The following is a 19,055-nucleotide window of genomic DNA, read 5'->3' as shown; positions in this document are numbered from 1 at the left end:
CTGAATATCCGCATTCATTGAATAACGGTATAGTTTCACGATGAAATAGAGTGTAAAGAGAAGAACTTAAGGAAGCCTTAAGCGGATGGTCATACCCCCTGATCGGGGGACAGACAAAGTCTGAATACGGTAACGAGTGATTTCACAGGAGAGTGTCAGAATGGAGATTCGTGAGGCTGACATCGGCGATTTAAGCCTGTTGCAGCGCCTGGGGCGGGAGACCTATCGCCATTATTTTGGTAGTTTATGGCAAAGCGGGGACGAACTGAATGCTTTCCTGGAGGAGGATTTTGGTGATGAGGCGCTAGCCCTGAGCCTGGAAAGTCCGGATTGCTGCTGGCTGGTTGCGCAGGATAACGGTGAGGCGGTCGGTTTCGCCAGACTGAATTTTAATACGCCGCTGGACGTTGCAGAAGGTCAGGGGGCGAAGTTATGCAAACTGTACTTCACCCCGCTGAACCGTTCACGTGGTTTGGGATCTGAAGTTTTTGCCTTCGCCGAACGTGTGGCAAGAGCGCGTAACCAGCCCGTTCTCTGGCTTGATGTGTTGCAAAGTAATTTGCCCGCCATCGGATTTTATCAGCGTCAGGGGATGCATCTGGCGGCTGAGACGACATATGTCACCGCCACCCAAACCACCCGGTTGTGGATCATGAAAAAGGATATCAATGATTAAATTACGCCTCGGCGGTCTGTTTATCACACTGGAAGCAGGGGAGGATATTCCTTATGCGCCGGAATTTTGTGAACATTATACCTACCTTCTCCACCCGGTTGACGGTGGCTATGAGATTTTGCGCTACGATGCTTATTCCGGCTGGCATAGACGTCCTGACCAGCTATTTGAAGATGGTCATCAGGCATTTGTATTTGCCTATCAGGCGTACGAAAAGGAATGGAATCAGACCGACGGGCGTTTAGGCGGTAAAGGCCAGCGCCTCGAACGGATTATGTAATAACCTGTTCTTGCGAATAGTCATCTACAGCCCCTATTTCAGGGGCTTTTTGTTGTCCTTAATGCAACCTTATTTTTAGAAAAATACAAAACATGACAGAGAACAGGCTGAATTCTGTGAATTATGTTTTCATGCCATAGTATCGCGGTGAAATTATTATAGGATTTAAATATCACTGTGAGAATGATATGAAATCACTCCAGGTCAAACAATGCCGTAACTGTATGTTTTTAATTGTCTTATTATTGTGTTGTGGGCAGTTTTAAACTTAAACAAACACCAAACGAAAGGTATTTCAAAATTTTTCTGGTTGCAACGAAACTTACCCTCGTTTATTTTTACGCCCATCTGTCTGGCCCGAAGGAGAAATATAACTTCATGGTGGCGGATAATAAAATTGCCGGACGGAAATTTAAACAGTTTATAAATAATCAAGGATATTGATGATGAAATTACGCGCGCTTTCTCTGGTAATTCCCGCACTGATGATGGCCGGCACTGCTGGCGCTGCCGAAATTTATAATAAAGACGGTAATAAACTCGATCTGTTCGGTAAAGTCGACGGCCTGCATTATTTCTCCAACGATGACAGCGCTGACGGTGACCAGTCATATATGCGTTTAGGTTTCCGTGGTGAGACTCAAATCAATAATGAACTGACCGGTTACGGTGAGTGGGAATATCAGGCTTCCCTGAATACTGCAGAAAGTGAAGATGCAAACAATTTCACCCGCGTAGGTTTTGCCGGTCTGAAATTCGGTCAGTGGGGCTCACTGGATTACGGTCGTAACTACGGCGTGATGTATGACGTGGCAGCATGGACGGATGTTTTGCCTGAGTTCGGTGGCGATACCTACGGCGCGGACAACTTCATGTTCCAGCGTGCGAACGGTGTACTGACATACCGCAACAAAGATTTCTTCGGCGTGGTCGATGGACTGGATGTGGCGGTGCAGTATCAGGGCAAAAATGGCAGTGCGACTGAATCTAACAATGGCCGCGATGTCCTGGCGCAGAATGGTGACGGCTACGGCATGTCCCTGACATATGATCTGGGCGAAGGTTTCAGCGCAGCAGCAGCGATGATGGCGTCTGACCGTACCAGCGAACAAAATGGCCGTAACAATCCGGCAATCATTGGTAACGGTGATAAGGCAACGGCTTACAGCGGCGGCCTGAAATACGACGCAAACAATATCTATCTGGCAGCGATGTACACCCAGAGCTACAACGCCAACCGTTTCGGTAAAGCGGGCAGCACGGCTTACGGTTACGCGGATAAAGCACAAAACTTTGAAGCCGTTGCACAGTACCAGTTCGATTTTGGTCTGCGTCCTTCGATTGCGTATGTACAATCACATGCCCGAAATGTTCCGGGTTACAGCAACCAGAACCTGACTAAATATGTTGATGTAGGCGCGTCATACTTCTTCAACAAAAACATGCTCACCTACGTTGATTATAAAATCAATCTGATGGATGACACCCGCCTGACCCGCGACGCCGGCATCAATACCGATGACATTGTAGCCGTCGGTCTGGTTTATCAGTTCTGATAAGCCGGCGCGCCCCTGTTAGTTTCAGGAACCGCGAGCCATGTGTCTGATTCCCCTGCCAGTTGGCAGGGGATGACTCACTGATTTTTCCTTCTTTCCTCATCCTTCCCACTCAGGCATCATGGCGCAACATTCAATGCATTACTGCTGATGAGGCCAGGATGACCGACTACGCCACCCCTAATCTTCCTTCCCGTAATTTCGAAGAAACCCAGTGCTTTTATGGCAGCTTTGGATTCATCACTACTTACGTTGATGACGGCTGGCTGATCATGACCCGCGGAACCCTTACGCTGGAATTCTTCCTGCACACGGATCTCGACCCGCTCACCAGCTGGTTTAGCTGCTGCCTGCGCGTCGATGACGCCGATGCACTTTTTGATGCGTTTATGGCGGCAGGAATCGGGCAGGATAAAAAATCCCATCCGTGCATTCATCTGCCAAAAATGCAGCCATTCGGGCTGAGAATGGGCGCAATGATCGATATCGACGGCACGCTGGTGCGGGTGATTGAGAATGAGAAATAAGCGCTGAAACACGTTCTGATGCTCTTCAACTCACGTTAAATTTTCGCTATGTTATTGAAGTGAATATGATTGAGGAGATGAAAACGTGATAGTTAGAACATGGCACGGATGCGTACCCGTAAAACATGCAGCCGGATTTGCTGAACATCTGCAACTGACGGGCGTCCAGCATTCTCAGGGTATCGAAGGCAATTTAGGCGCTTTGGTCAAAAGCGTTTCGCAAGGGGATTGGGAGCATTTTTTCCTGGCAACCTACTGGCGGGATATCGAAGCGGTAAAAGCCTTTGCCGGTGATGACTATCATGTTGCCGTGACCTATCAGGACGATGAACAGTTTGAACTACTGTCTGATCCTTATGTGTTTCAGCATGAGGTTGAGGGTGTGGTGGGGTTGTAGGGAAAAATGTTATCTGACTGCCCGTTTCTGAGGCAGTCAGAGGATATTAAGCCGGTGTGGTTAAAACCCGCGTTCTACCGTGATATAACCGCCAAAGCCTACAGAGCATTCATCATCATTTCTGAATGCCGATCCTATGAAGATATTTTCCTTTCCAGCGTTATCTTCAAAAGTGAATTTCACTATCAGGTTGTAGACATTCCCTTCAGTATACGTTGAATAATAATCCTTCCACGTCATTCCCGTTTGATCTTTCCCTGACTCGACCTGATCTTTTTTGGCAAGTTGAGCTGCCAAAGCAGGGGTTACTTTCGTTTTACTTATTAACGTCATGAGTGTTTTTTGGTTATTAACTGCTCCAACGTCAACATCTAATTCATACTGCATAGCATCTTTCATGGCAGATTCAATGTATGAACCAGGCTTCATGCAAATATCTTGTGGTTCCTGTGCCATTGTGCTGAATGCGACGCCATTCAGGAAAAAAAGAAGGATATATTTCATTTTACGGTTAACTCCCTGTCGCCGCTTGCCCATATTCTTTTCCTTTCAGTGAGACTGGTTACAATACAGCCACTTGATGCCTCGCCGGGGTGCTGACTGCTATCTCCATGAATTTTAAATGCGTCCCGTCCGCACATATTATTGCTGCTGGAAGGTGTCAGAGATAATGAGTATTTTCCGGTTCTATGGGAGGTATGAGGCGAACCAATCTGATAGCTACCTCTGGGTAAAGGTCCCCGGTCCTTAAGGCATTCCTGTGCCGGGTCATTTTTATAACCAGGTGCGCCAGCATAAGAACCGGTGAACTGATAAGTCCCGTCATGATAAAATTTCCGGGAGCTGACTTCATAAGTCCATGACATATATTATCCTTTATGCTCTTTCATTCCAGGTATCAGAATGGACTATATTTCCGCCCAGATAGTGCCAGATTATCTTTTCATAGCTTAATTCAACGTATTCATGATGAGTGTGGCGTTCGAATAATTCATTCTTGATGTCATGCATAAAAGGTTCGACAGATATAACCTTTACATTCTCTAATGTTACGCGGAAATATTCTTTCTCCTGTCCCCCATAATCAATGCAATAAAATTTAAACTCAGCATTCTTTAACGTCTGACCTGAAGAGACTGCTTTGTAGAGATAAGGGCTTGAGGCATCGACCTCCTTTTCAAACGCATAACTGCAATGGATACGTTTTGCGATGAGTTTCCCCGTCTGTGAATCGACGGGGACTTCAACTGCATGCATCAGTTCTAAAACCTCGATGCTGCCTTCTCTCTGAAGGATATCTACCGAACCTTTGATGTCTGTACCATCATCGTACTTAAGCCATAAATAAACAGGTATTGCCATTTTAACCTCCCGGAAAGTAATGAATGCCGGAAGCAAAATTACGCGCGTTGGAAGCAAGTTTCTTTTAAGTCCTAGTGCTTTAGGTATTTTTAAGACTGTTTGCAGAAAGGATTTTGCGTTTAAGCACGCAGAACGGCGGAGGTGTGATGAATTTGAAATCTACAGTAAGCAGAAAAGAAAAAACCCGGTAATGTCACCGGGTCTTTAAAATCAATAAATTACATATTTTTCAAGGTGTTGATTATGTGGTTATGGGTGACTAATCAGGACTATTGCCTTCCTCTGTCGCCACTTTGTCGCCAGTTTTCATAGTGGCTAATGGGTTGAAGTGGAGGGCAGTTTCAAGATGTTCAGGGGCGAAGTGAGCATAGCGCATAGTCATCTGAATATCGGAGTGGCCAAGGATTCTCTGTAAAACAAGTATATTGCCACCGGACATCATAAAATGCGCAGCGAATGTATGGCGAAGTACATGTGTTAACTGACCACGCGGTAAAACGATATCTGTTGAGTCGATAGCAGCCATAAAACGGAAGTAGCACTCACTGAAAAATCGGTCACCAGGCTGCGCAATGATTTCTTCATAAAGCTCTTTGCTGATCGGGACGCTTCTGTTTTTCTTACTTTTGGTTCTTACAAAAGTGATTTTATGTGGGGTGATTTGAGAGCGCGTTAATGTCTCAGCCTCCCGCCAACGCGAACCTGTGCTTAAACAAATTTTAACAACCAGAGGTAAATCTGGTCTTCCTTGGCTACAAGCCTCAAGCAATATGTTTATTTGTTCATGTGTGAGCCATGACATTTCTTTTTCAGTAGTGGCAAATTTCCGGAGAGTCTCCAGGGGATTAGGCTGTTTCCATTCTCCCAAACGAATTAGCTCGCTAAACATTCCGCTCAAATGACTTTGTTCCAGATTTACTGTAGTTGGGTCAGCACCTTGACGCCAACGATCAGAAAAGTAGATTTCGCCGTTTAGGCGCTTGTCACGATAGTGGGCGAAGTCTTTAGCGGTAAAAGTTGTAGCGGGGGGGTTGCCTAAAGCTTCAACCATTAGGCAGATTTTCTTATAGGTCTTTGAGCCTGCGGTGAGGGCTTGGCCATGTAGGTTGTACCAAAGCTTGGCGATATCTTCCAGCGTACGGCGATCCGCTTTCTCGCCGAGCCATGGTTTATTCTCAGCTTCATCCATAGTATGGCGTTCAAAGGCAAGCGCTTCGCCTTTGGTGGCAAATTGTTTACGTACCCTGCGGCCTGTACGGCCAGCAGGGTAGCATTCACAAATCCATTGGCCTGTTGTAAGTTTACGGACTGCCATGTGTCATCTCCTCCAAAGAAGGAGATATTTAACTGTATATAAAAACAGTGGTCAATGTATGTTTATTGAATAATAAACCTTATTATCATTCAGGTTCATTTTGATCTTTATCATCAGGCTTTAATTCTGATTCTCGGGGGATAGAAGGAGGCAATAGCGATCCTGAATTATCCTTGTCGGAAGAAGTCGTAAGCTTTGCATTTTTTTTATTTTTTTGTACGTTTGATTGGTCAGCAAGATCCTGCGCTTTAGTATTTAACAAAGAGTCCAAATGTTTTGTGATTGCTAATTTCTTTTCATGGGCAGCTTCTTGCTTCTTAATATCAAATAATTCAGGGTTGATTCTAGTATTGCTGTTTATAAAGTCATATTCTTTTCGTATGTTAGAAATATTTTTATTATGTATGTCATACTTTAATGGTGAGTTATACCTAGCAATATCTTCATGGATGCGTTTTGAATTTGAGACTAAATAATTAATTTCTTCCGAATATCGAAGTGCCCTTTCTTTTGATTCTTCAAATTGTAATAAATAATTTTCCATTGCGATTTTTCTAGCATTAGCTATCATTTTGCTCAATGGGGTTTGATGTTCGCTATTAGCATGATTACCTAATTCGATTTCATCAGCATTTTCAGGAGAAACTGCAAACTCACCTTCATCATTTTCGTGTGCTATATTATTTTCTAGAATTATAGCTTTTTCACTTTCAGGAATATGAATATCTTTTAAGCTATCAATCGCTTTTATTATTATTGGTTGCATTTCACTAATTAGAGTTGAGAGCTGTTCTAATTCTTTTTTACTGAATGAAGAATTATGAGCAATTTTGCACCTTAAAATATAGAGTTTTTTCCAATTTTCACTTATTAATTTTTCTTCACAGTCTAATGCATCTTTGAAATAGCGCTCCCAATTTGAACGCGGCAGCATTTCTTTTATTTTGAAAATATCTTCAATTGTAGTGGCTTTATGTATATTTGCGAAAATAATCTGTTGGTTATGGTTAGTGTATTTTTCAAATAAAAATTCTGCTAAATCGATGAAGTCTAGAGAAGAGAAAAATGTTGAATTGTTACTTTCTGGTTTCTTATCAGCTTTTTGTTTGATTTGGTGGGAAACAGAACTGTCAATCCAAGCAGCACCAACATTGATGAGAAGAAATTCTGTTAGAAATTTTCTCATCAAATTCTCAATATCTTTGATCATCGGATATGCAATGGTCGAGTAGTGTTTATCAATATCGTCCCATAAAACTTGCAGTGGGGAATCAAATATTTTAGTTAAATTTTTTAATAAAAGTCTTTTTAATTTAGTGAAATCATCAAGAGCCTCAATTTCACTATGGATAGATAAATGAAAACATAAGTGTTTTTTTTCTGCAGCTTTCAGAATTGATACATTGAATGGGAATTGTTTTGTGTTGTAGGTGAGAGTGTTTTTAGTTATTTTTATATTAGAGTCAGCTTGTAAAATATGAATGAATGCATCTTTGTTATTACAAAAGCTATTGTTTTCAGATTGAGGTATAAGGAACTCAATTGTTATCTTCGTCATCATAACTCCCCAATATGGAAAATAATTTTTCCTATAAATTCAATGTCTGATATTGAGCATTCAAAATTGTCTTCATTAGTCCCCACTTTGACTCTTTCTCCAGGCAGTCTGATTACTTTTCGAATGCTGATCGAATTATCAATTCCAATAATCCAAACACCATCATCAGTCGCAGTATATTTATACTCTGCAATATAGGTATTACCGTTTTCTATCACTACAACTGGAGATTCGAATGTTCGAGTAAATAATGCCTTATCAATACACAGATAACTTGCATCTTGAATTTTCCCATCAAGTATTTTTTTCTTTGGTACTTCTACAAGGTCTGCATTAATTCCTTCGAACATGTTTCCTTGACCAGTAGTTAACCACTTCAAGCTTACACCTGTTTCTATGGCACATTGAACGACCCATTCCGCTGGAAATATATCCCTCATAAATCTGGTCGCAAGGGTGCTTTTTGAAACACCTAAATGGTCACAAAGCATTTGGCGTGTTGAGAATCCATAAGCCTCAACAAGTCGCAAAATCACCTGCTGCCCACCTGTTTTAAAATCCATCAAGTTCGCTCCAAAGAACAAAAATCAATTGACAGATTCCCAAAGCGATCTTAATGTTCGCCATGAAGTTCGATTTGGGAAACTTCACTTGTAATCACTATTTATTGAGGCTCGCCACAAGCCAAATGGAGATGTTGCCCCATGAGACCTAACATTTCAATCACTCTGATCACCCCCCACGTCACAATTGAACGTTATAGCGAACTCACTGGTTTAGCTGAGGATACGATCAACGATATGCTTGCCGACGGGCGTTTACCTCGTCACCGCTTGCGCAAAGACATGAAGCGAGAAAAAGTGATGATTAATATCGCCGCTCTAACGGTAGATGCGTTATCAGAATGTGACCTTTCGGTTGCTTAGTTCGATATTGCAATATCGTAGAGGTTACAGCCATGTTTGATTACCAAACTTCAATACATCCGCATTTTGACACCGCTTGCCGCCGTTTCTCTTTGGCTCATAACCTTACTGAGCTGGCAGCGGTTATAGGTATCTCTGCCCAAGTGTTACGCAACAAATTGAATCCAGATCAGCCGCATCGTTTAACAGTAAACGAGCTGATCATGCTGACGGACATCACTGATGATTCGGCAGTTCTGGATGGTTTGCTGGCACAACTGAAATGTTTACCCGCGGTGCCGGTAAATGAAGCGAAGCCAAATAATTTACCAATGCACGCTTTAAGTGCCACGGCCGCAATCGGTGTTATTGCCGGTGAAGCCATATCTCCTGCGCCTATGACGCAATCACGTAGAAACGCCATTTTAGACCGAGCCAATCAGGCGATCCGCGATCTGTCCTTGCTCGTTGTGTCTGTTGAATCGCGTTTTCACACCACGCCAGTGCTGGCATCTGCAATGGACGTTTTAGGTTCATGCGGCGTCATGCCAGGCCTGAATTGAGGCTATTCGATGCAAGTTTTCGCACAACTATTAAAGCAGCAATCGCCAACCGCCCAGCTGCAAAGCTATGGCCACGGCTGGCTTGAATTGCCTAACGGCCAGCGTTGGCAGCCTGCTGCTAGCAAAGTAGCGTTTCTAAGTGGTCAGCATCACCCGATGGTGAAGATTAAGCGCCGCCCTTGGTGGTTCCGCCTGATGGGGTTAAGGGGGTAAGCGTGGAACAGCAATTGCCGAAATGGATTAGTGAAGCCCGAAAGATGATTTCAGGCACTGAAAACCGGGTGAAACATTATTGGGAAAATCTTCCAGAAGATGAACGCCGCGATCTCTGTTTCCTCTCCCAGCTGAAAAGCCGCCATGTGAAATGTGCCTGGGACGATTTGACCGAGGCGGAAAAAATCGCGCTGTGGCAGGGCGTTTTGAAGGTCAGAAAAATGCAGCAACAAACCCGTTCGCTGACCCCGGAAGATTTCAAAGGCGTGGTTGTTTGTAGTGTTAGCCGTCGAACTGACGAACAAAAAATTTCAAATCCGATGCACTGAGGGAAGTATGAAAATTATCACCGTAGACGAAATTGGGTTGACCGAATCATTCTCAGCTTTTGGCGTTAAGTTCAATTACAGCCGTTTGTTCCTGAGTAAATGCCACGTGTCAAAAGGCCGCGTTGCGCTGACGCCTTTCATGTTCAATGACACGGTTCACCTTAATAACCCGCATCAATGGTTTGCGGCCAATGCTGCGTTTTGGGTTCGCGCCTATCGTGAGTCTGAAACGTTGGTCGAACAAGTCGAAACAATGGCCAGCATTCGCGCCCTGTATTTTTTGGCCGGTTCTTTGGGGCAAGGTCATGCTCATGCGCTGATCAGCACCTGGTTTGATACGACCAAGGAATTGCACGGCATGGGGGCGCTTAACCTGTCACCGCTTGCGCCGCTTTCTAAAAAATACGAAACAACGATTTCCCCGCTTAGTTTTCATTAATTAAATCCTTCGAATGCCCGTTGCTTCCTCCATGTTGCCGGGGCTTCTTGCTGCCAAAATTTGGAGTTTTACCATGAATCTATCCCGAAATGACCGTCCGAAACGCACGCCAGTACTGCGGAGTTTTGAACAATCATCACCGGCTTATCAGGACGCTGAAAGTCTGGACAATATGTTGAAGAATGCCCGTGCAGAATCGATGGCCGATGCAGCTGTGAAATATTCCGGCCGTTTAGAGCGTTTGGCTGCATATATTGCGACCGAGGGATTAAACGCAGCGGAAGCCGTGGAATTGCTGCGGCAGGAATCCGAACAGTTTGGTCGCGCCTTATAAATGGAGCTAATTGCCTTTAACGGCCAGCATCATGAAACCCGCCAGTGGCAGCAAGAGCAATTTGCCCCTGGTGCCCCTTCTGGGATTAGTCTGACCGAACGCCAGTTATGGCATATCAACAAAGACGATCACGCATGGCGTGCTGAGTATTTGGCAGAAATGCCAAGTTACTTGGCGCGTTATTTTGGCGACCGTTACAGCAAATTAATGGAGAGCGGCCAGAATGGCCGCCGCCGTGCCAATACATTTTTGCGCACAACATTGGGTAAAAATGTATTGCCACGTCTGCGCGAAGTTCGCAAACAGTACGCAACGGATTTCCAGGGCGCGGGCGGGGTGCATATCCCGTTTGCCAAGGATATGGAAAAACTCCCAGGCTTTGATCGTGACGACGTGCGCAACCTGGCACACCGTATCGCAGATTTTATGGCCGAGTGCTTCAATGATTTTATCCGCACGGCTTTCCTGGAAGATTCCAAATCACCCGAAGAATTAGATTGGCGTGCAACAGCTGCTTACCGTCATTTGGCTGAGCTGGTGAACCAGTTCAGTATCACGCCGCCTTATTGGCATTCCTTCAAAGCGGACAACAACTTCACGGCGCGTAATGCTGAGTCGGGTTTGCTGCGGATGATGGCACCGGAATGGTGGCGCGGTAAGTTGAAACGAAGCCGTGATCTGCTGCGTGAACATATGGCCATTGCCGTTGGCCAGGTTCAAAAGGCGGCATCGGCGTATGTCAGCCGTTCCACGCAAGGGGAATGGGTGGAGCAAAAGAAACGTAACCGGGAGTTTTTCAAATCGTGTGATTTAGAAAATCAGGAAACTGGGGAGCGTATTTCCCTGGCTGACATGGTGGACGGAAGCAACGCCAATCCGGCAAAACGCCGTTGTGAATTGATGGTTCGTATGCGTGGCTTTGAAGATTTGGCCAATGAAATGGGTATGGCCGGGGAGTTTTACACGATCACCGCGCCTTCAAAGTATCACGCCGTTCATAGCAAAGGCGGGTTCGTGTCTCAGTGGAACGCGGCCAGCCCGCAGCAAACACAAAAATACCTTTGCGGTGTGTGGGCAAAAGCCCGCGCAGCGTTTTCCCGCGCCGGGATCCACGTCTTTGGTTTTCGCGTAGTCGAACCGCATCACGACGGGACGCCGCACTGGCATATGCTGCTTTTTATGCGTCCGGCTGATGTGGCCGAAGTGCGTGACATTCTCTGTTATTACGCCCGCCGTGAAGATTCCGAAGAACTGCAATCCGCACACGCGCTAAAGGCGCGTTTTCACGTTGAGCCTATCGACGAAGAGAAGGGCAGTGCTACAGGTTATATCGCTAAATACATTTCTAAAAATATCGACGGTTACGCCCTGGATGGTGAAACGGATGAAGAAACCGGCGAAAACCTGAAAGACATGTCCAAGGCGGTATCTGCCTGGGCAAGCCGCTGGCGGATCCGTCAGTTTCAGCAAATCGGTGGTGCGCCGGTAACGGTCTGGCGTGAGCTGCGCCGCATGCGTGATATCACCCTGGAAAACAAATCTATGGATGCCGTGCTGGCTGCTGCCGATGTGGGGTGCTGGGCATCCTATACCCAGGCACAGGGCGGGGCGTTGGTGGCGCGTCGTGATCTGGTTGTGCGCCTGATGTATGAAATCACTGAATGCGGCAATGAATACGGGGAAACTGGTGCGCCTGGACGTGGGTTATCACGATCTGGTGTTGCGCTGGTTTACCGGCTTTGTGGAGCGTTCGCAGCCTGCGGAAAATGGCTATCAGCGGCTTTTTGTGCGGGAGTTGGTCGGCGTTTTTGAGCGTCTATGGCCGTGCTCTTTTCAGCATCCCACGCTGCGACAAATCACCGGCTGGCTGACTGAGGAAAGCGGATTGGCGTTTTCCCTGGCTGAAAGTGCTGCTTATAACGACACGCCGATCCCCCATTTCACCCATTCCGGCACCGGCTATCAGCTGTTAGCCAACCTGGGGAAAGCGTTCAGCATTACCGATTACATGTGGTATCAGCTGCCCGATGGTGGCGTTTTTGTCGGGGCGGCCGCTGATGCGCTGTTTGCCGGTAAGCCGGTGGACATCCCCGCCGAATTTAACCAAAGCGTGGCCGGTGGCAATGCCATGACCGTGCCGCTGATCCAGTCTTTGCGCCCCGGAGTAGAGGTGAACGGTCAGCGTTTGACTAAGGTCAGATTGCATAATGATGATATGGAAATCACCTGGACGCCACGCAACAAAGCCACCGGCCAGGCATTGCAGAAAACGCCGTTTCAACGTCAGGTGGAAACCAATTATCCAGAGCTGGCCAGCGGCTTGCATCTACCGCAGTTCGCCAGGGTGGAAGCGCCCAGCGAAGACGTCAGCAACGGCAACATTGCCGATCCCTTCAGGCCACGTTATGCCGTGGACTTGCAACTGTTAGACGCAGACGGCAATCCGGCAAAAGACACGCCGCTTTATCCGGCCGTGCCGCTGCCATTGCCGATGGCGGGCGGTGAGTCCGGGATGTTTCAGTTTCCACCGCCCGGCACGCTGGTAGAAGTCGGATTTAATGGTGGTCGCGCCGATAAGCCGTTTGTGCGTCAAACCTTTGCCCAGGGCAACAGCCTGCCTGCCGTGAAGTATGGCGAACAGCTGCAACAGCAGCGTGATGGTGTATCGCAGCGGGTGACGGTGGCGGGCGATTGGGAGCGGCAAACCGATCAGGTGATCCGCGAAACGTCCATGAGCCGGGTTGTCACGGCCGATGATGAAACGCGCACGCTGGTGGCCAGGGAAACCACCGTGCAAGCCACGGACAAAACCACGGTGCTGGGTAAAGCCACCTTGCTGGCCGGTGCAATTGTGCAGATTGCCCAGGGAGATTACAGCCTGGCCACCCAGGCCAATTATGTAGCCAGTATCCAGGGCAACGCGGAAACCAACGTGATCGGCCAACTGATTGAAAAGGTCGGTAAGTTGCGCAGTAGCGTAGCAGGCACCCGTCAGGAAGTGATTGCGCCGGTGGTGTGGATTGGCAGCCAGTCAATCAACGTCTGCCAACTGATGCTTGATACCCTGGATGTGGTAAAGCAGCTGGCACAGCTGACGGCCACGCATTCTCACAATAATACCGGCACGCCGTTAAACGCATTAGCCATAACAGACACGGGAAATAAAGTTGTGACGCTTAAGAATAAATACAGTGAAATCATTGGGTGACGAAGAATAATCTTAATAATTTATTTCTCTTTTAAGTCAAATATTGTTAGTTTTGACGCAGGAGAGATAAAAAATGCTAATGGATAAGCGCATCAGTCACTTACAACGATTTATCGAGATCTGAAGGATCCAAAAGATGAAGAAATTTGCAGATGGGTCAAAAGATGATATAAATCATTGGTTTGCATTGTGTCGTAAAAAACAGCAACCTTATATTGTCATTGTCCCCAAAAGAAAATATGCCTTAATTGAATGGGATTATATGCATTTTGATAAAGCGATAGGGGACAACATACGCCATCATGAAAGAGAGATTGTTGATTCAATGGGGGCTATCTTAAAGAAATACCACTTACGAAATTTTAAGTTTAGCAGGAACAATCTGGGGAAGAACCTGCGAGGTGTAGAAATCGAAGATTCGGTGCTTATTGCTGAAGAGCTGTATGATTTATTTAATAAATATGCTTATCAAGATGATTTATCATTTGCGGTAGTAGAATGATATAACAGGCACAAAAATGCCCGCCGTTTGCGGGCTTTTTTGTGCCTATATATAACCCGCCTCAATCGCACGCAGCGCCGTGCAGTATTCCATTCCACGCCCTGAACCCTTTCAAAACGATCAAGCCGCCTGCGTAAGCCAGTGGGGCCACACGGCCACGAAACAAAGCAAGACCAGACGGAAATTGCACTACACCGCACCCGCCTGCGCTTTTTGCGTTGGTAATTTTTTTCAGTTTTAAAATTCTACAAATCAGCCCGCCAGGACGCGCCGCGCCTGGGCTTTTCCCGTCATTCCCAAACTGAAAGGATTGAAAAGAATTTCAGTAAATTTCAGCTTTCTGGATCTGAGAAGGATCGAGGGAAAATAACAACATAATGAATTAAAAGGTTTTTATCTGCTTTTTGTTAGTTTGGTGGATCGCTGAGAAGATCAAACTAGTGAACCTATGAAAAGAGAACAGGGCAGGCATGGCGCGGGCTGCAGTTGATTTGGCGTTAATTTGAAAAACTGAAATTTGCGAAACTTAAATACTGTAATTATATACAGTTAAATTGATTTTGAGGCGGCAGAACAAAAGCGGCAAAAGGTTGATTTTATGCGTTCGTTGAAAATTTCCAGCGCGGTGATTTATTTCATGGCGAAGGGGGAAAAATTACCCAGGGCACAGGTTTTCGGAAATCGAGGAAATCCTGTTTACGCTATTTGGACAAAGGGTCGGCTTTGGGAAGTGTCCTGCAAAAATGGTGAGTTTTGGGAAAGTGTCGAAGAAATTCCATTTTCTAATGTTCGTGAGACTTTTGAGACTGCTTTAAATAATTACCTAAGCCGTTACTAAGAAGACATTGAAAGGGGGCAAAAATAAAGTGGGGGGACAAAAGGGGAAAGTAACTATGGAAAACAAAAAAGCCACTCTGTGAGAAGTGGCTTAATCATATGATTATTAAAAATAAAATTTTGTAGCCCTTGCTGGACTTGAACCAGCGATCAAGCGTTTATGATAATGTAAAATCCAAACTTTATAGAAAACAGAGTTTTGCAAAGGCAATTTAGGCCTATTAAGGGCAGTGTTACTATACTGATGCGACATTTTTAGGTTGATGTGATGATTGGCTAGGCATCAGATTCATTCTTGAAAACCAACATTAGGAATTAACTCACGGTGTTCCAGTTTGAATAGTTGCTGCGGTTCGAGGTTGTCCATAAGCTTGAATTCGACTATATATTTTTTGAAGTTTTCTCCCCTATATGTCAACGCATTGTAATAAATAATAAAAAGTTCTTGGTTCGAAATTTGTGCTCTTGCTAATCTCACGTATAATTCTTTGTTTTCTATATTGGACTCGGATAGGTAACGAAAAATATTATATAAAAATCTAAAATAATGAGCTAACTGAAAACCTTGCGCCGTATAGAAATCATCAAAAGCATCTTGTATCTTATCAAGTTCATTGCCATGTCCAAGCTCACGTCTTGCAAACTGTTCTTTTAACTTTGTTACCATGTCTTTAATGACGCTTCTTCCATCTTTAGTTATAATGCCTCGAACTCCTGATTGATGTGACGTTATCTCGCTTATAAGCTGATTGTGCATTTTTAACATTTGAAAAAATGTATTTTCAAAACCTTGTTTTTGAATTTCATTTCTGCTATTTACAGTTTCTAGTTTTTGTTCAATTAATTCTTGCTTTTGAATGTGGATTTGATCTCTCTGTATCGCCAAGGTGTATGCTACACCTGCAAAAGCAAGTGCGGAAAATAAAGAGGTTAGAATCCCAAAACTATCACCAAACACGCCAGCATTAGCGATAGTCATTTTGTCTATGGGCCAAGTTACCCACACTAAGAAGCCAGCATATGCAAATATCAATAGCACAGCCCCAACGCCAAAAGAAGTGGCGATTTTCATTCCAGCAGACATTGATAAATAGATTTTTTTTAATTTCCCGTCTTCATTCATATTATTTCCTTTTTGTATTAAGAGGATTTAATTTTATTGCATCTTCAAAATGGTCATAACGCATTGCCATTTTTATATCAGGATGGCAAGGATTCTTTGTAAAACTAAAATATTTCTACCATTCATCATGAAATGACTAGCAAACGGATGGGGAAGAACGTGAGCCCGGTGCCTCATTGTCGGTTGAACTGTGCCATGAACATCAAGTAATGGGTAACTTAAATTAGCGAAATGAGCATGCCAGTGCAAATTCGTGTCGCCACTTTGTCGCTACATGACAAGGGGTATGTGTTTAACTTATTGTTTTAAAAGAGTTATAAATTTAGAAAAGAAAAAACCCGGCAATCTTGAACCTAATAAGGCGGGATTGACGGGCTCTCCAAATTTGGGGACTTCAAAGAAAAGCAGTGGCACTAATTAAGACTCTGGCTAACTTTAAAAGTTCGTGCGAGGGGGCAAAAATTTAAAAAAATATTGATTTTTTTTTGCCCCATTACACTTCAATGAGTTACGTCATGCACCGGGCCAGATGATGACGATAAGCGTACCGGCGAGCGTCAGTAATACGTTAGCAATGGCATAGGTTCCTGCATAACCGAGTGCCGGAATGTTACTGCGTGCCGTGTCGCTGATGATTTCCATCGCCGGGGCGCAGGTTCGTGCACCCATGATGGCTCCGAACAGCAAAGCGCGGTTCATGCGTAAAACATATGCCCCGAAGATGAAGCAAATCACCACCGGCACCAGGCTGACAATCAGGCCGGAAAGCAGCATCTGGCCGCCTATTGCGCCGAGACCATTATTGATACCCGCACCGGCACTGAGGCCGACACCCGCCATAAACACCATCAGGCCAAACTCTTTCACCATATTTAGCGCGCCCTGCGGGATATAACCGAAAGTAGGGTGGTTGGCTCGCAGGAAGCCGAGCATGATCCCGGCGAACAGCAGTCCGGCGGCGTTACCGATGCCAAAACTGAAGTTTTTGAACTGGAAAGTGATGAGGCCGATCATCAGGCCGACAATAAAGAAGGCGCAGAAGGCCAGCAAATCCGTGAGCTGACTGTGTACGGAGATAAACCCGATACGCTCCGCCACGCTTTTCACCCGTTTTGCGTCGCCGCTGACCTGCAACACATCGCCTTTATTCAGCACGATACTGTCATCGATAGGCATTTCAATCTGACTGCGGATCACGCGGTTGAGGAAACAGCCCTGATCGGTGAGATTCAGTTGACTCAGACGCTTGCCGACCGCGTGGTTATTCTTGACCACCACTTCTTCGGTCACGATACGCATGTCGAGCAGGTCGCGGTCAAACACTTCCTTACCGTTACGGAAACTCGGGTCCAGGCGTGAGTGTGCGTCCGGATAACCGACCAGTGAGATCTCATCGCCCACCTGCAATACGGCGTCGCCGTCCGGTGTCGCCAGGATGCCATTACGGCGGATTCGCTCTATATAGCAGCCAGTCTGACGATAGATCCCCAGTTCACGCAGGTTTTTGCCATCAGCCCAGGCCACCAGCTCCTGTCCCACGCGATAGGCGCGGATCACCGGCAGATACACTTTTCGTTTACTGTCGGTATCCAGGCCACGCTCGCGCGCGATCTGCTGGGCGCTGGTAGGCAAATCCTGATGTTGCAGCTTCGGCAGATAACGTGCGCCGAAAATCAGGCTCACCAGACCGATGAGATAGGTCAGGGCGTAGCCCAGGCTCAGGTTATCCAGTTCAGGCCCGAGCATCTTGTTACCGCCCATGGTATTACGCAGCGTGTCTCCGGCGCCGACCAGAACCGGGGTTGAGGTCATTGAACCCGCGAGCATCCCGGCGGTGAGGCCGATGTCCCAGCCGAACAAACGTCCGAGTCCGAGTGCCAGTAACATGGCGCTGCCGACCATCACCAGTGCCAGCATGAAATAATTTTTGCCGTCACGGAAGAAAATGGAAAAAAAGTTTGGCCCTGCTTCGACGCCTACGCAGAAAATAAACAACATAAAGCCGAGGTTGAGCGCTTCAGTATTAATACTGAAATGCTGCTGACCCAAAAGCAGCGAAACCACTAATACGCCGATAGAATTTCCGAGCTGAACGGAACCCAGGCGAATTTTCCCCAGGCACAGACCGAGTGCCAAAACCACAAATAATAACAGGATGTAATTCCCGTTTAACAAACTAGCGACGTTTATATTCACAAGGATAACTTATTGTTTACCAACAAATTCTTGATATAGGAGAATGTAAAGGATAAATTCAGAAACAGAAAATTCCTACTCAGGATCGCGCGGTCTGTTTCAGCCCCGGCGGGGTGGAAAATTGGGTTTCGGGCGTCATTTTAGTCACAGAACGCCAGTTCAGCCAGAGAAATGCCCGTATAAATCTTCTGAAAGCTTTTTTTGTGTTTCGCGGGAGTGCGGAACGCTCTGGGGAAATGAGCCAGAAGGCTCTGACAGGTAACAAAGAACGCATTTTATGCAGAGAACCTGTGAAATCTCGCCAACTTTAAGGAGGAAGTAAAATGGCAATTTGGCGAAAAGTGGTAGCCCCATTAATTTGTTGCACAATGTTCTTAATTATTTTTCTTATGTTAAAGAATGGCTGGATTATTGTTAGAAATATCGCGCCAGGCCCGGAATATGGCCTGTTATTATTTTTAATTCCCGGCGTGGTGACGTCGCTGATTTCCCGCGATTCGGCGATATTTTCGTCCTTTGTCGGCGGGCTGGTTTCCATCCCTGTGTGCTTTTTATTGCGCATGGCCTTTTATCCACGCGTTCGTCCGCTGATGCAGGAACTGGCCTATGCCACCAGTGCGATATTTTGGTGTGTTCTGGGCGCTATGCTGGTTCATTTGCTGGTCATTGCTTACCGGCAGTTCAGGCAACACTGACATGTCATGATGTAGAAGCCATAAAAAAGGCGCTCACTGA

General features: G+C 45.9%; 24 protein-coding genes and 1 pseudogene. 16 read left to right on the top strand and 9 right to left on the bottom strand.

What is annotated here, in order from left to right; translation table 11 throughout:
• The first annotated feature begins 160 nt into the window (after nt 1-160).
• The 5 genes from DXU84_RS11620 to DXU84_RS11600 all read left to right on the top strand — a co-directional run bounded on the left by DXU84_RS11620 (nt 161) and on the right by DXU84_RS11600 (nt 3,436).
• Nucleotides 161-676, top strand: a complete 516-nt coding sequence (locus DXU84_RS11620) for a GNAT family N-acetyltransferase (protein ID WP_013575870.1) — start codon at nt 161-163, stop codon at nt 674-676.
• Nucleotides 669-956 carry a hypothetical protein gene (locus DXU84_RS11615; protein WP_013575869.1) on the top strand — a complete coding sequence of 96 codons (288 nt, stop codon included), beginning with the start codon at nt 669-671 and terminating at the stop codon, nt 954-956. The genes DXU84_RS11620 and DXU84_RS11615 overlap by 8 nt, the downstream gene beginning before the upstream one ends.
• Before the next feature lie 446 nt (nt 957-1,402).
• On the top strand, nt 1,403-2,512 hold the full coding sequence (gene ompC / locus DXU84_RS11610; protein WP_015690049.1) for a porin OmpC: 1,110 nt from the start codon (nt 1,403-1,405) through the stop codon (nt 2,510-2,512).
• 161 nt (nt 2,513-2,673) lie between these two features.
• Nucleotides 2,674-3,039, top strand: a complete 366-nt coding sequence (locus DXU84_RS11605) for a bleomycin resistance protein (RefSeq protein ID WP_013575867.1) — start codon at nt 2,674-2,676, stop codon at nt 3,037-3,039.
• 85 nt (nt 3,040-3,124) lie between these two features.
• The gene (locus DXU84_RS11600) at nt 3,125-3,436 is read left to right on the top strand and encodes a hypothetical protein (protein ID WP_037034440.1); all 312 of its coding nucleotides are present in this window, start codon (nt 3,125-3,127) and stop codon (nt 3,434-3,436) included.
• A 60-nt stretch (nt 3,437-3,496) separates the two neighbouring features.
• On the opposite strand, the gene DXU84_RS11595 is transcribed toward DXU84_RS11600, so the two are convergent.
• The 6 genes from DXU84_RS11595 to DXU84_RS11570 all read right to left on the bottom strand — a co-directional run bounded on the left by DXU84_RS11595 (nt 3,497) and on the right by DXU84_RS11570 (nt 8,234).
• Nucleotides 3,497-3,973 carry a hypothetical protein gene (locus DXU84_RS11595; protein ID WP_013575865.1) on the bottom strand — a complete coding sequence of 159 codons (477 nt, stop codon included), beginning with the start codon at nt 3,971-3,973 and terminating at the stop codon, nt 3,497-3,499.
• Entirely contained in the window at nt 3,937-4,302 is a 366-nt protein-coding gene (locus DXU84_RS11590; RefSeq protein WP_013575864.1) for a tlde1 domain-containing protein, read from the bottom strand. The genes DXU84_RS11595 and DXU84_RS11590 overlap by 37 nt, the downstream gene beginning before the upstream one ends.
• Nucleotides 4,303-4,312: 10 nt before the next feature.
• Nucleotides 4,313-4,798 carry a type VI secretion system tube protein TssD gene (locus DXU84_RS11585; protein ID WP_112152304.1) on the bottom strand — a complete coding sequence of 162 codons (486 nt, stop codon included), beginning with the start codon at nt 4,796-4,798 and terminating at the stop codon, nt 4,313-4,315.
• Nucleotides 4,799-5,057: 259 nt separating this feature from the next.
• Nucleotides 5,058-6,113 carry a tyrosine-type recombinase/integrase gene (locus tag DXU84_RS11580; RefSeq protein WP_153375776.1) on the bottom strand — a complete coding sequence of 352 codons (1,056 nt, stop codon included), beginning with the start codon at nt 6,111-6,113 and terminating at the stop codon, nt 5,058-5,060.
• Between the two features lie 85 nt (nt 6,114-6,198).
• A complete protein-coding gene (locus DXU84_RS11575) occupies nt 6,199-7,671 on the bottom strand; it encodes a HEPN domain-containing protein (protein ID WP_153375773.1) in 1,473 nt (490 codons plus the stop codon).
• Entirely contained in the window at nt 7,671-8,234 is a 564-nt protein-coding gene (locus tag DXU84_RS11570) for a phage repressor protein CI (protein WP_153375771.1), read from the bottom strand. Before DXU84_RS11570 ends, DXU84_RS11575 begins: the two co-directional genes overlap by 1 nt.
• Before the next feature lie 141 nt (nt 8,235-8,375).
• On the opposite strand from DXU84_RS11570, the gene DXU84_RS11565 reads away from it, so the two are divergent.
• From DXU84_RS11565 to DXU84_RS11520, 10 genes are all read left to right on the top strand, one after another.
• A complete protein-coding gene (locus DXU84_RS11565) occupies nt 8,376-8,597 on the top strand; it encodes a regulator (RefSeq protein WP_153375769.1) in 222 nt (73 codons plus the stop codon).
• A gap of 32 nt (nt 8,598-8,629) precedes the next feature.
• A complete protein-coding gene (locus tag DXU84_RS11560; RefSeq protein WP_153375767.1) occupies nt 8,630-9,139 on the top strand; it encodes a phage regulatory CII family protein in 510 nt (169 codons plus the stop codon).
• A gap of 9 nt (nt 9,140-9,148) precedes the next feature.
• Nucleotides 9,149-9,352, top strand: a complete 204-nt coding sequence (locus tag DXU84_RS11555) for a phage filamentation protein Fil family protein (RefSeq protein ID WP_153375765.1) — start codon at nt 9,149-9,151, stop codon at nt 9,350-9,352.
• Nucleotides 9,353-9,354: 2 nt separating this feature from the next.
• On the top strand, nt 9,355-9,681 hold the full coding sequence (locus DXU84_RS11550; protein WP_153375763.1) for a hypothetical protein: 327 nt from the start codon (nt 9,355-9,357) through the stop codon (nt 9,679-9,681).
• A 7-nt stretch (nt 9,682-9,688) separates the two neighbouring features.
• A complete protein-coding gene (locus tag DXU84_RS11545; protein ID WP_153375761.1) occupies nt 9,689-10,120 on the top strand; it encodes a hypothetical protein in 432 nt (143 codons plus the stop codon).
• A 73-nt stretch (nt 10,121-10,193) separates the two neighbouring features.
• Nucleotides 10,194-10,454, top strand: a complete 261-nt coding sequence (locus tag DXU84_RS11540; RefSeq protein WP_153375760.1) for a DUF2732 family protein — start codon at nt 10,194-10,196, stop codon at nt 10,452-10,454.
• Nucleotides 10,455-12,266 (top strand): replication endonuclease, encoded by a 1,812-nt coding sequence (locus tag DXU84_RS11535; RefSeq protein WP_228389001.1) that lies wholly within the window; start codon nt 10,455-10,457, stop codon nt 12,264-12,266.
• Nucleotides 12,154-13,662, top strand: a complete 1,509-nt coding sequence (locus DXU84_RS11530; protein WP_370461766.1) for a hypothetical protein — start codon at nt 12,154-12,156, stop codon at nt 13,660-13,662. The genes DXU84_RS11535 and DXU84_RS11530 overlap by 113 nt, the downstream gene beginning before the upstream one ends.
• Before the next feature lie 136 nt (nt 13,663-13,798).
• Nucleotides 13,799-14,164 carry a hypothetical protein gene (locus DXU84_RS11525; RefSeq protein WP_153375758.1) on the top strand — a complete coding sequence of 122 codons (366 nt, stop codon included), beginning with the start codon at nt 13,799-13,801 and terminating at the stop codon, nt 14,162-14,164.
• 598 nt (nt 14,165-14,762) lie between these two features.
• Nucleotides 14,763-15,002: a hypothetical protein gene (locus DXU84_RS11520; protein ID WP_153375756.1), complete on the top strand. Its 240-nt coding sequence runs from the start codon at nt 14,763-14,765 to the stop codon at nt 15,000-15,002.
• 288 nt (nt 15,003-15,290) lie between these two features.
• Here DXU84_RS11520 and DXU84_RS11515 read toward each other — a convergent pair whose 3' ends face one another.
• The 3 genes and pseudogenes from DXU84_RS11515 to DXU84_RS11510 all read right to left on the bottom strand — a co-directional run bounded on the left by DXU84_RS11515 (nt 15,291) and on the right by DXU84_RS11510 (nt 18,320).
• A complete protein-coding gene (locus tag DXU84_RS11515) occupies nt 15,291-16,124 on the bottom strand; it encodes a putative phage abortive infection protein (protein WP_153375754.1) in 834 nt (277 codons plus the stop codon).
• 1 nt (nt 16,125) lies between these two features.
• Nucleotides 16,126-16,286: pseudogene (locus DXU84_RS25120) on the bottom strand (site-specific integrase); the annotation flags it as partial.
• Nucleotides 16,287-16,637: 351 nt separating this feature from the next.
• Nucleotides 16,638-18,320, bottom strand: a complete 1,683-nt coding sequence (locus DXU84_RS11510; RefSeq protein WP_013575820.1) for an aspartate:alanine antiporter — start codon at nt 18,318-18,320, stop codon at nt 16,638-16,640.
• 323 nt (nt 18,321-18,643) lie between these two features.
• Between DXU84_RS11510 and ybjM the strand changes: the two genes are divergently transcribed.
• A complete protein-coding gene (ybjM, locus tag DXU84_RS11505) occupies nt 18,644-19,015 on the top strand; it encodes an inner membrane protein YbjM (RefSeq protein ID WP_013575819.1) in 372 nt (123 codons plus the stop codon).
• Nucleotides 19,016-19,055 lie beyond the last annotated feature (40 nt).

Source organism: Rahnella sp. RcJ3 (genome assembly GCF_009498575.1).
Classification (GTDB): domain Bacteria; phylum Pseudomonadota; class Gammaproteobacteria; order Enterobacterales; family Enterobacteriaceae; genus Rahnella; species Rahnella aceris.
The sequence above is the reverse complement of the archived record's forward strand: the minus strand, read 5'-3'. Positions and strand labels throughout refer to the sequence as shown.

What these genes read in the sequence shown, in the direction of transcription:
- DXU84_RS11540 (WP_153375760.1), top strand. Translation starts at nt 10,194, where the DNA reads ATGAATCTATCCCGAAATGACCGTCCGAAACGCACGCCAGTACTGCGG.
- DXU84_RS11580 (WP_153375776.1), bottom strand. Translation starts at nt 6,113, where the DNA reads ATGGCAGTCCGTAAACTTACAACAGGCCAATGGATTTGTGAATGCTAC.
- DXU84_RS11545 (WP_153375761.1), top strand. Translation starts at nt 9,689, where the DNA reads ATGAAAATTATCACCGTAGACGAAATTGGGTTGACCGAATCATTCTCA.
- DXU84_RS11520 (WP_153375756.1), top strand. Translation starts at nt 14,763, where the DNA reads ATGCGTTCGTTGAAAATTTCCAGCGCGGTGATTTATTTCATGGCGAAG.
- DXU84_RS11615 (WP_013575869.1), top strand. Translation starts at nt 669, where the DNA reads ATGATTAAATTACGCCTCGGCGGTCTGTTTATCACACTGGAAGCAGGG.
- DXU84_RS11595 (WP_013575865.1), bottom strand. Translation starts at nt 3,973, where the DNA reads ATGGGCAAGCGGCGACAGGGAGTTAACCGTAAAATGAAATATATCCTT.
- DXU84_RS11590 (WP_013575864.1), bottom strand. Translation starts at nt 4,302, where the DNA reads ATGTCATGGACTTATGAAGTCAGCTCCCGGAAATTTTATCATGACGGG.
- ybjM (WP_013575819.1), top strand. Translation starts at nt 18,644, where the DNA reads ATGGCAATTTGGCGAAAAGTGGTAGCCCCATTAATTTGTTGCACAATG.
- DXU84_RS11525 (WP_153375758.1), top strand. Translation starts at nt 13,799, where the DNA reads ATGAAGAAATTTGCAGATGGGTCAAAAGATGATATAAATCATTGGTTT.
- DXU84_RS11560 (WP_153375767.1), top strand. Translation starts at nt 8,630, where the DNA reads ATGTTTGATTACCAAACTTCAATACATCCGCATTTTGACACCGCTTGC.
- DXU84_RS11570 (WP_153375771.1), bottom strand. Translation starts at nt 8,234, where the DNA reads ATGGATTTTAAAACAGGTGGGCAGCAGGTGATTTTGCGACTTGTTGAG.
- DXU84_RS11535 (WP_228389001.1), top strand. Translation starts at nt 10,455, where the DNA reads ATGGAGCTAATTGCCTTTAACGGCCAGCATCATGAAACCCGCCAGTGG.
- DXU84_RS11565 (WP_153375769.1), top strand. Translation starts at nt 8,376, where the DNA reads ATGAGACCTAACATTTCAATCACTCTGATCACCCCCCACGTCACAATT.
- DXU84_RS11585 (WP_112152304.1), bottom strand. Translation starts at nt 4,798, where the DNA reads ATGGCAATACCTGTTTATTTATGGCTTAAGTACGATGATGGTACAGAC.
- DXU84_RS11555 (WP_153375765.1), top strand. Translation starts at nt 9,149, where the DNA reads ATGCAAGTTTTCGCACAACTATTAAAGCAGCAATCGCCAACCGCCCAG.
- DXU84_RS11605 (WP_013575867.1), top strand. Translation starts at nt 2,674, where the DNA reads ATGACCGACTACGCCACCCCTAATCTTCCTTCCCGTAATTTCGAAGAA.
- DXU84_RS11575 (WP_153375773.1), bottom strand. Translation starts at nt 7,671, where the DNA reads ATGACGAAGATAACAATTGAGTTCCTTATACCTCAATCTGAAAACAAT.
- DXU84_RS11620 (WP_013575870.1), top strand. Translation starts at nt 161, where the DNA reads ATGGAGATTCGTGAGGCTGACATCGGCGATTTAAGCCTGTTGCAGCGC.
- ompC (WP_015690049.1), top strand. Translation starts at nt 1,403, where the DNA reads ATGAAATTACGCGCGCTTTCTCTGGTAATTCCCGCACTGATGATGGCC.
- DXU84_RS11515 (WP_153375754.1), bottom strand. Translation starts at nt 16,124, where the DNA reads ATGAATGAAGACGGGAAATTAAAAAAAATCTATTTATCAATGTCTGCT.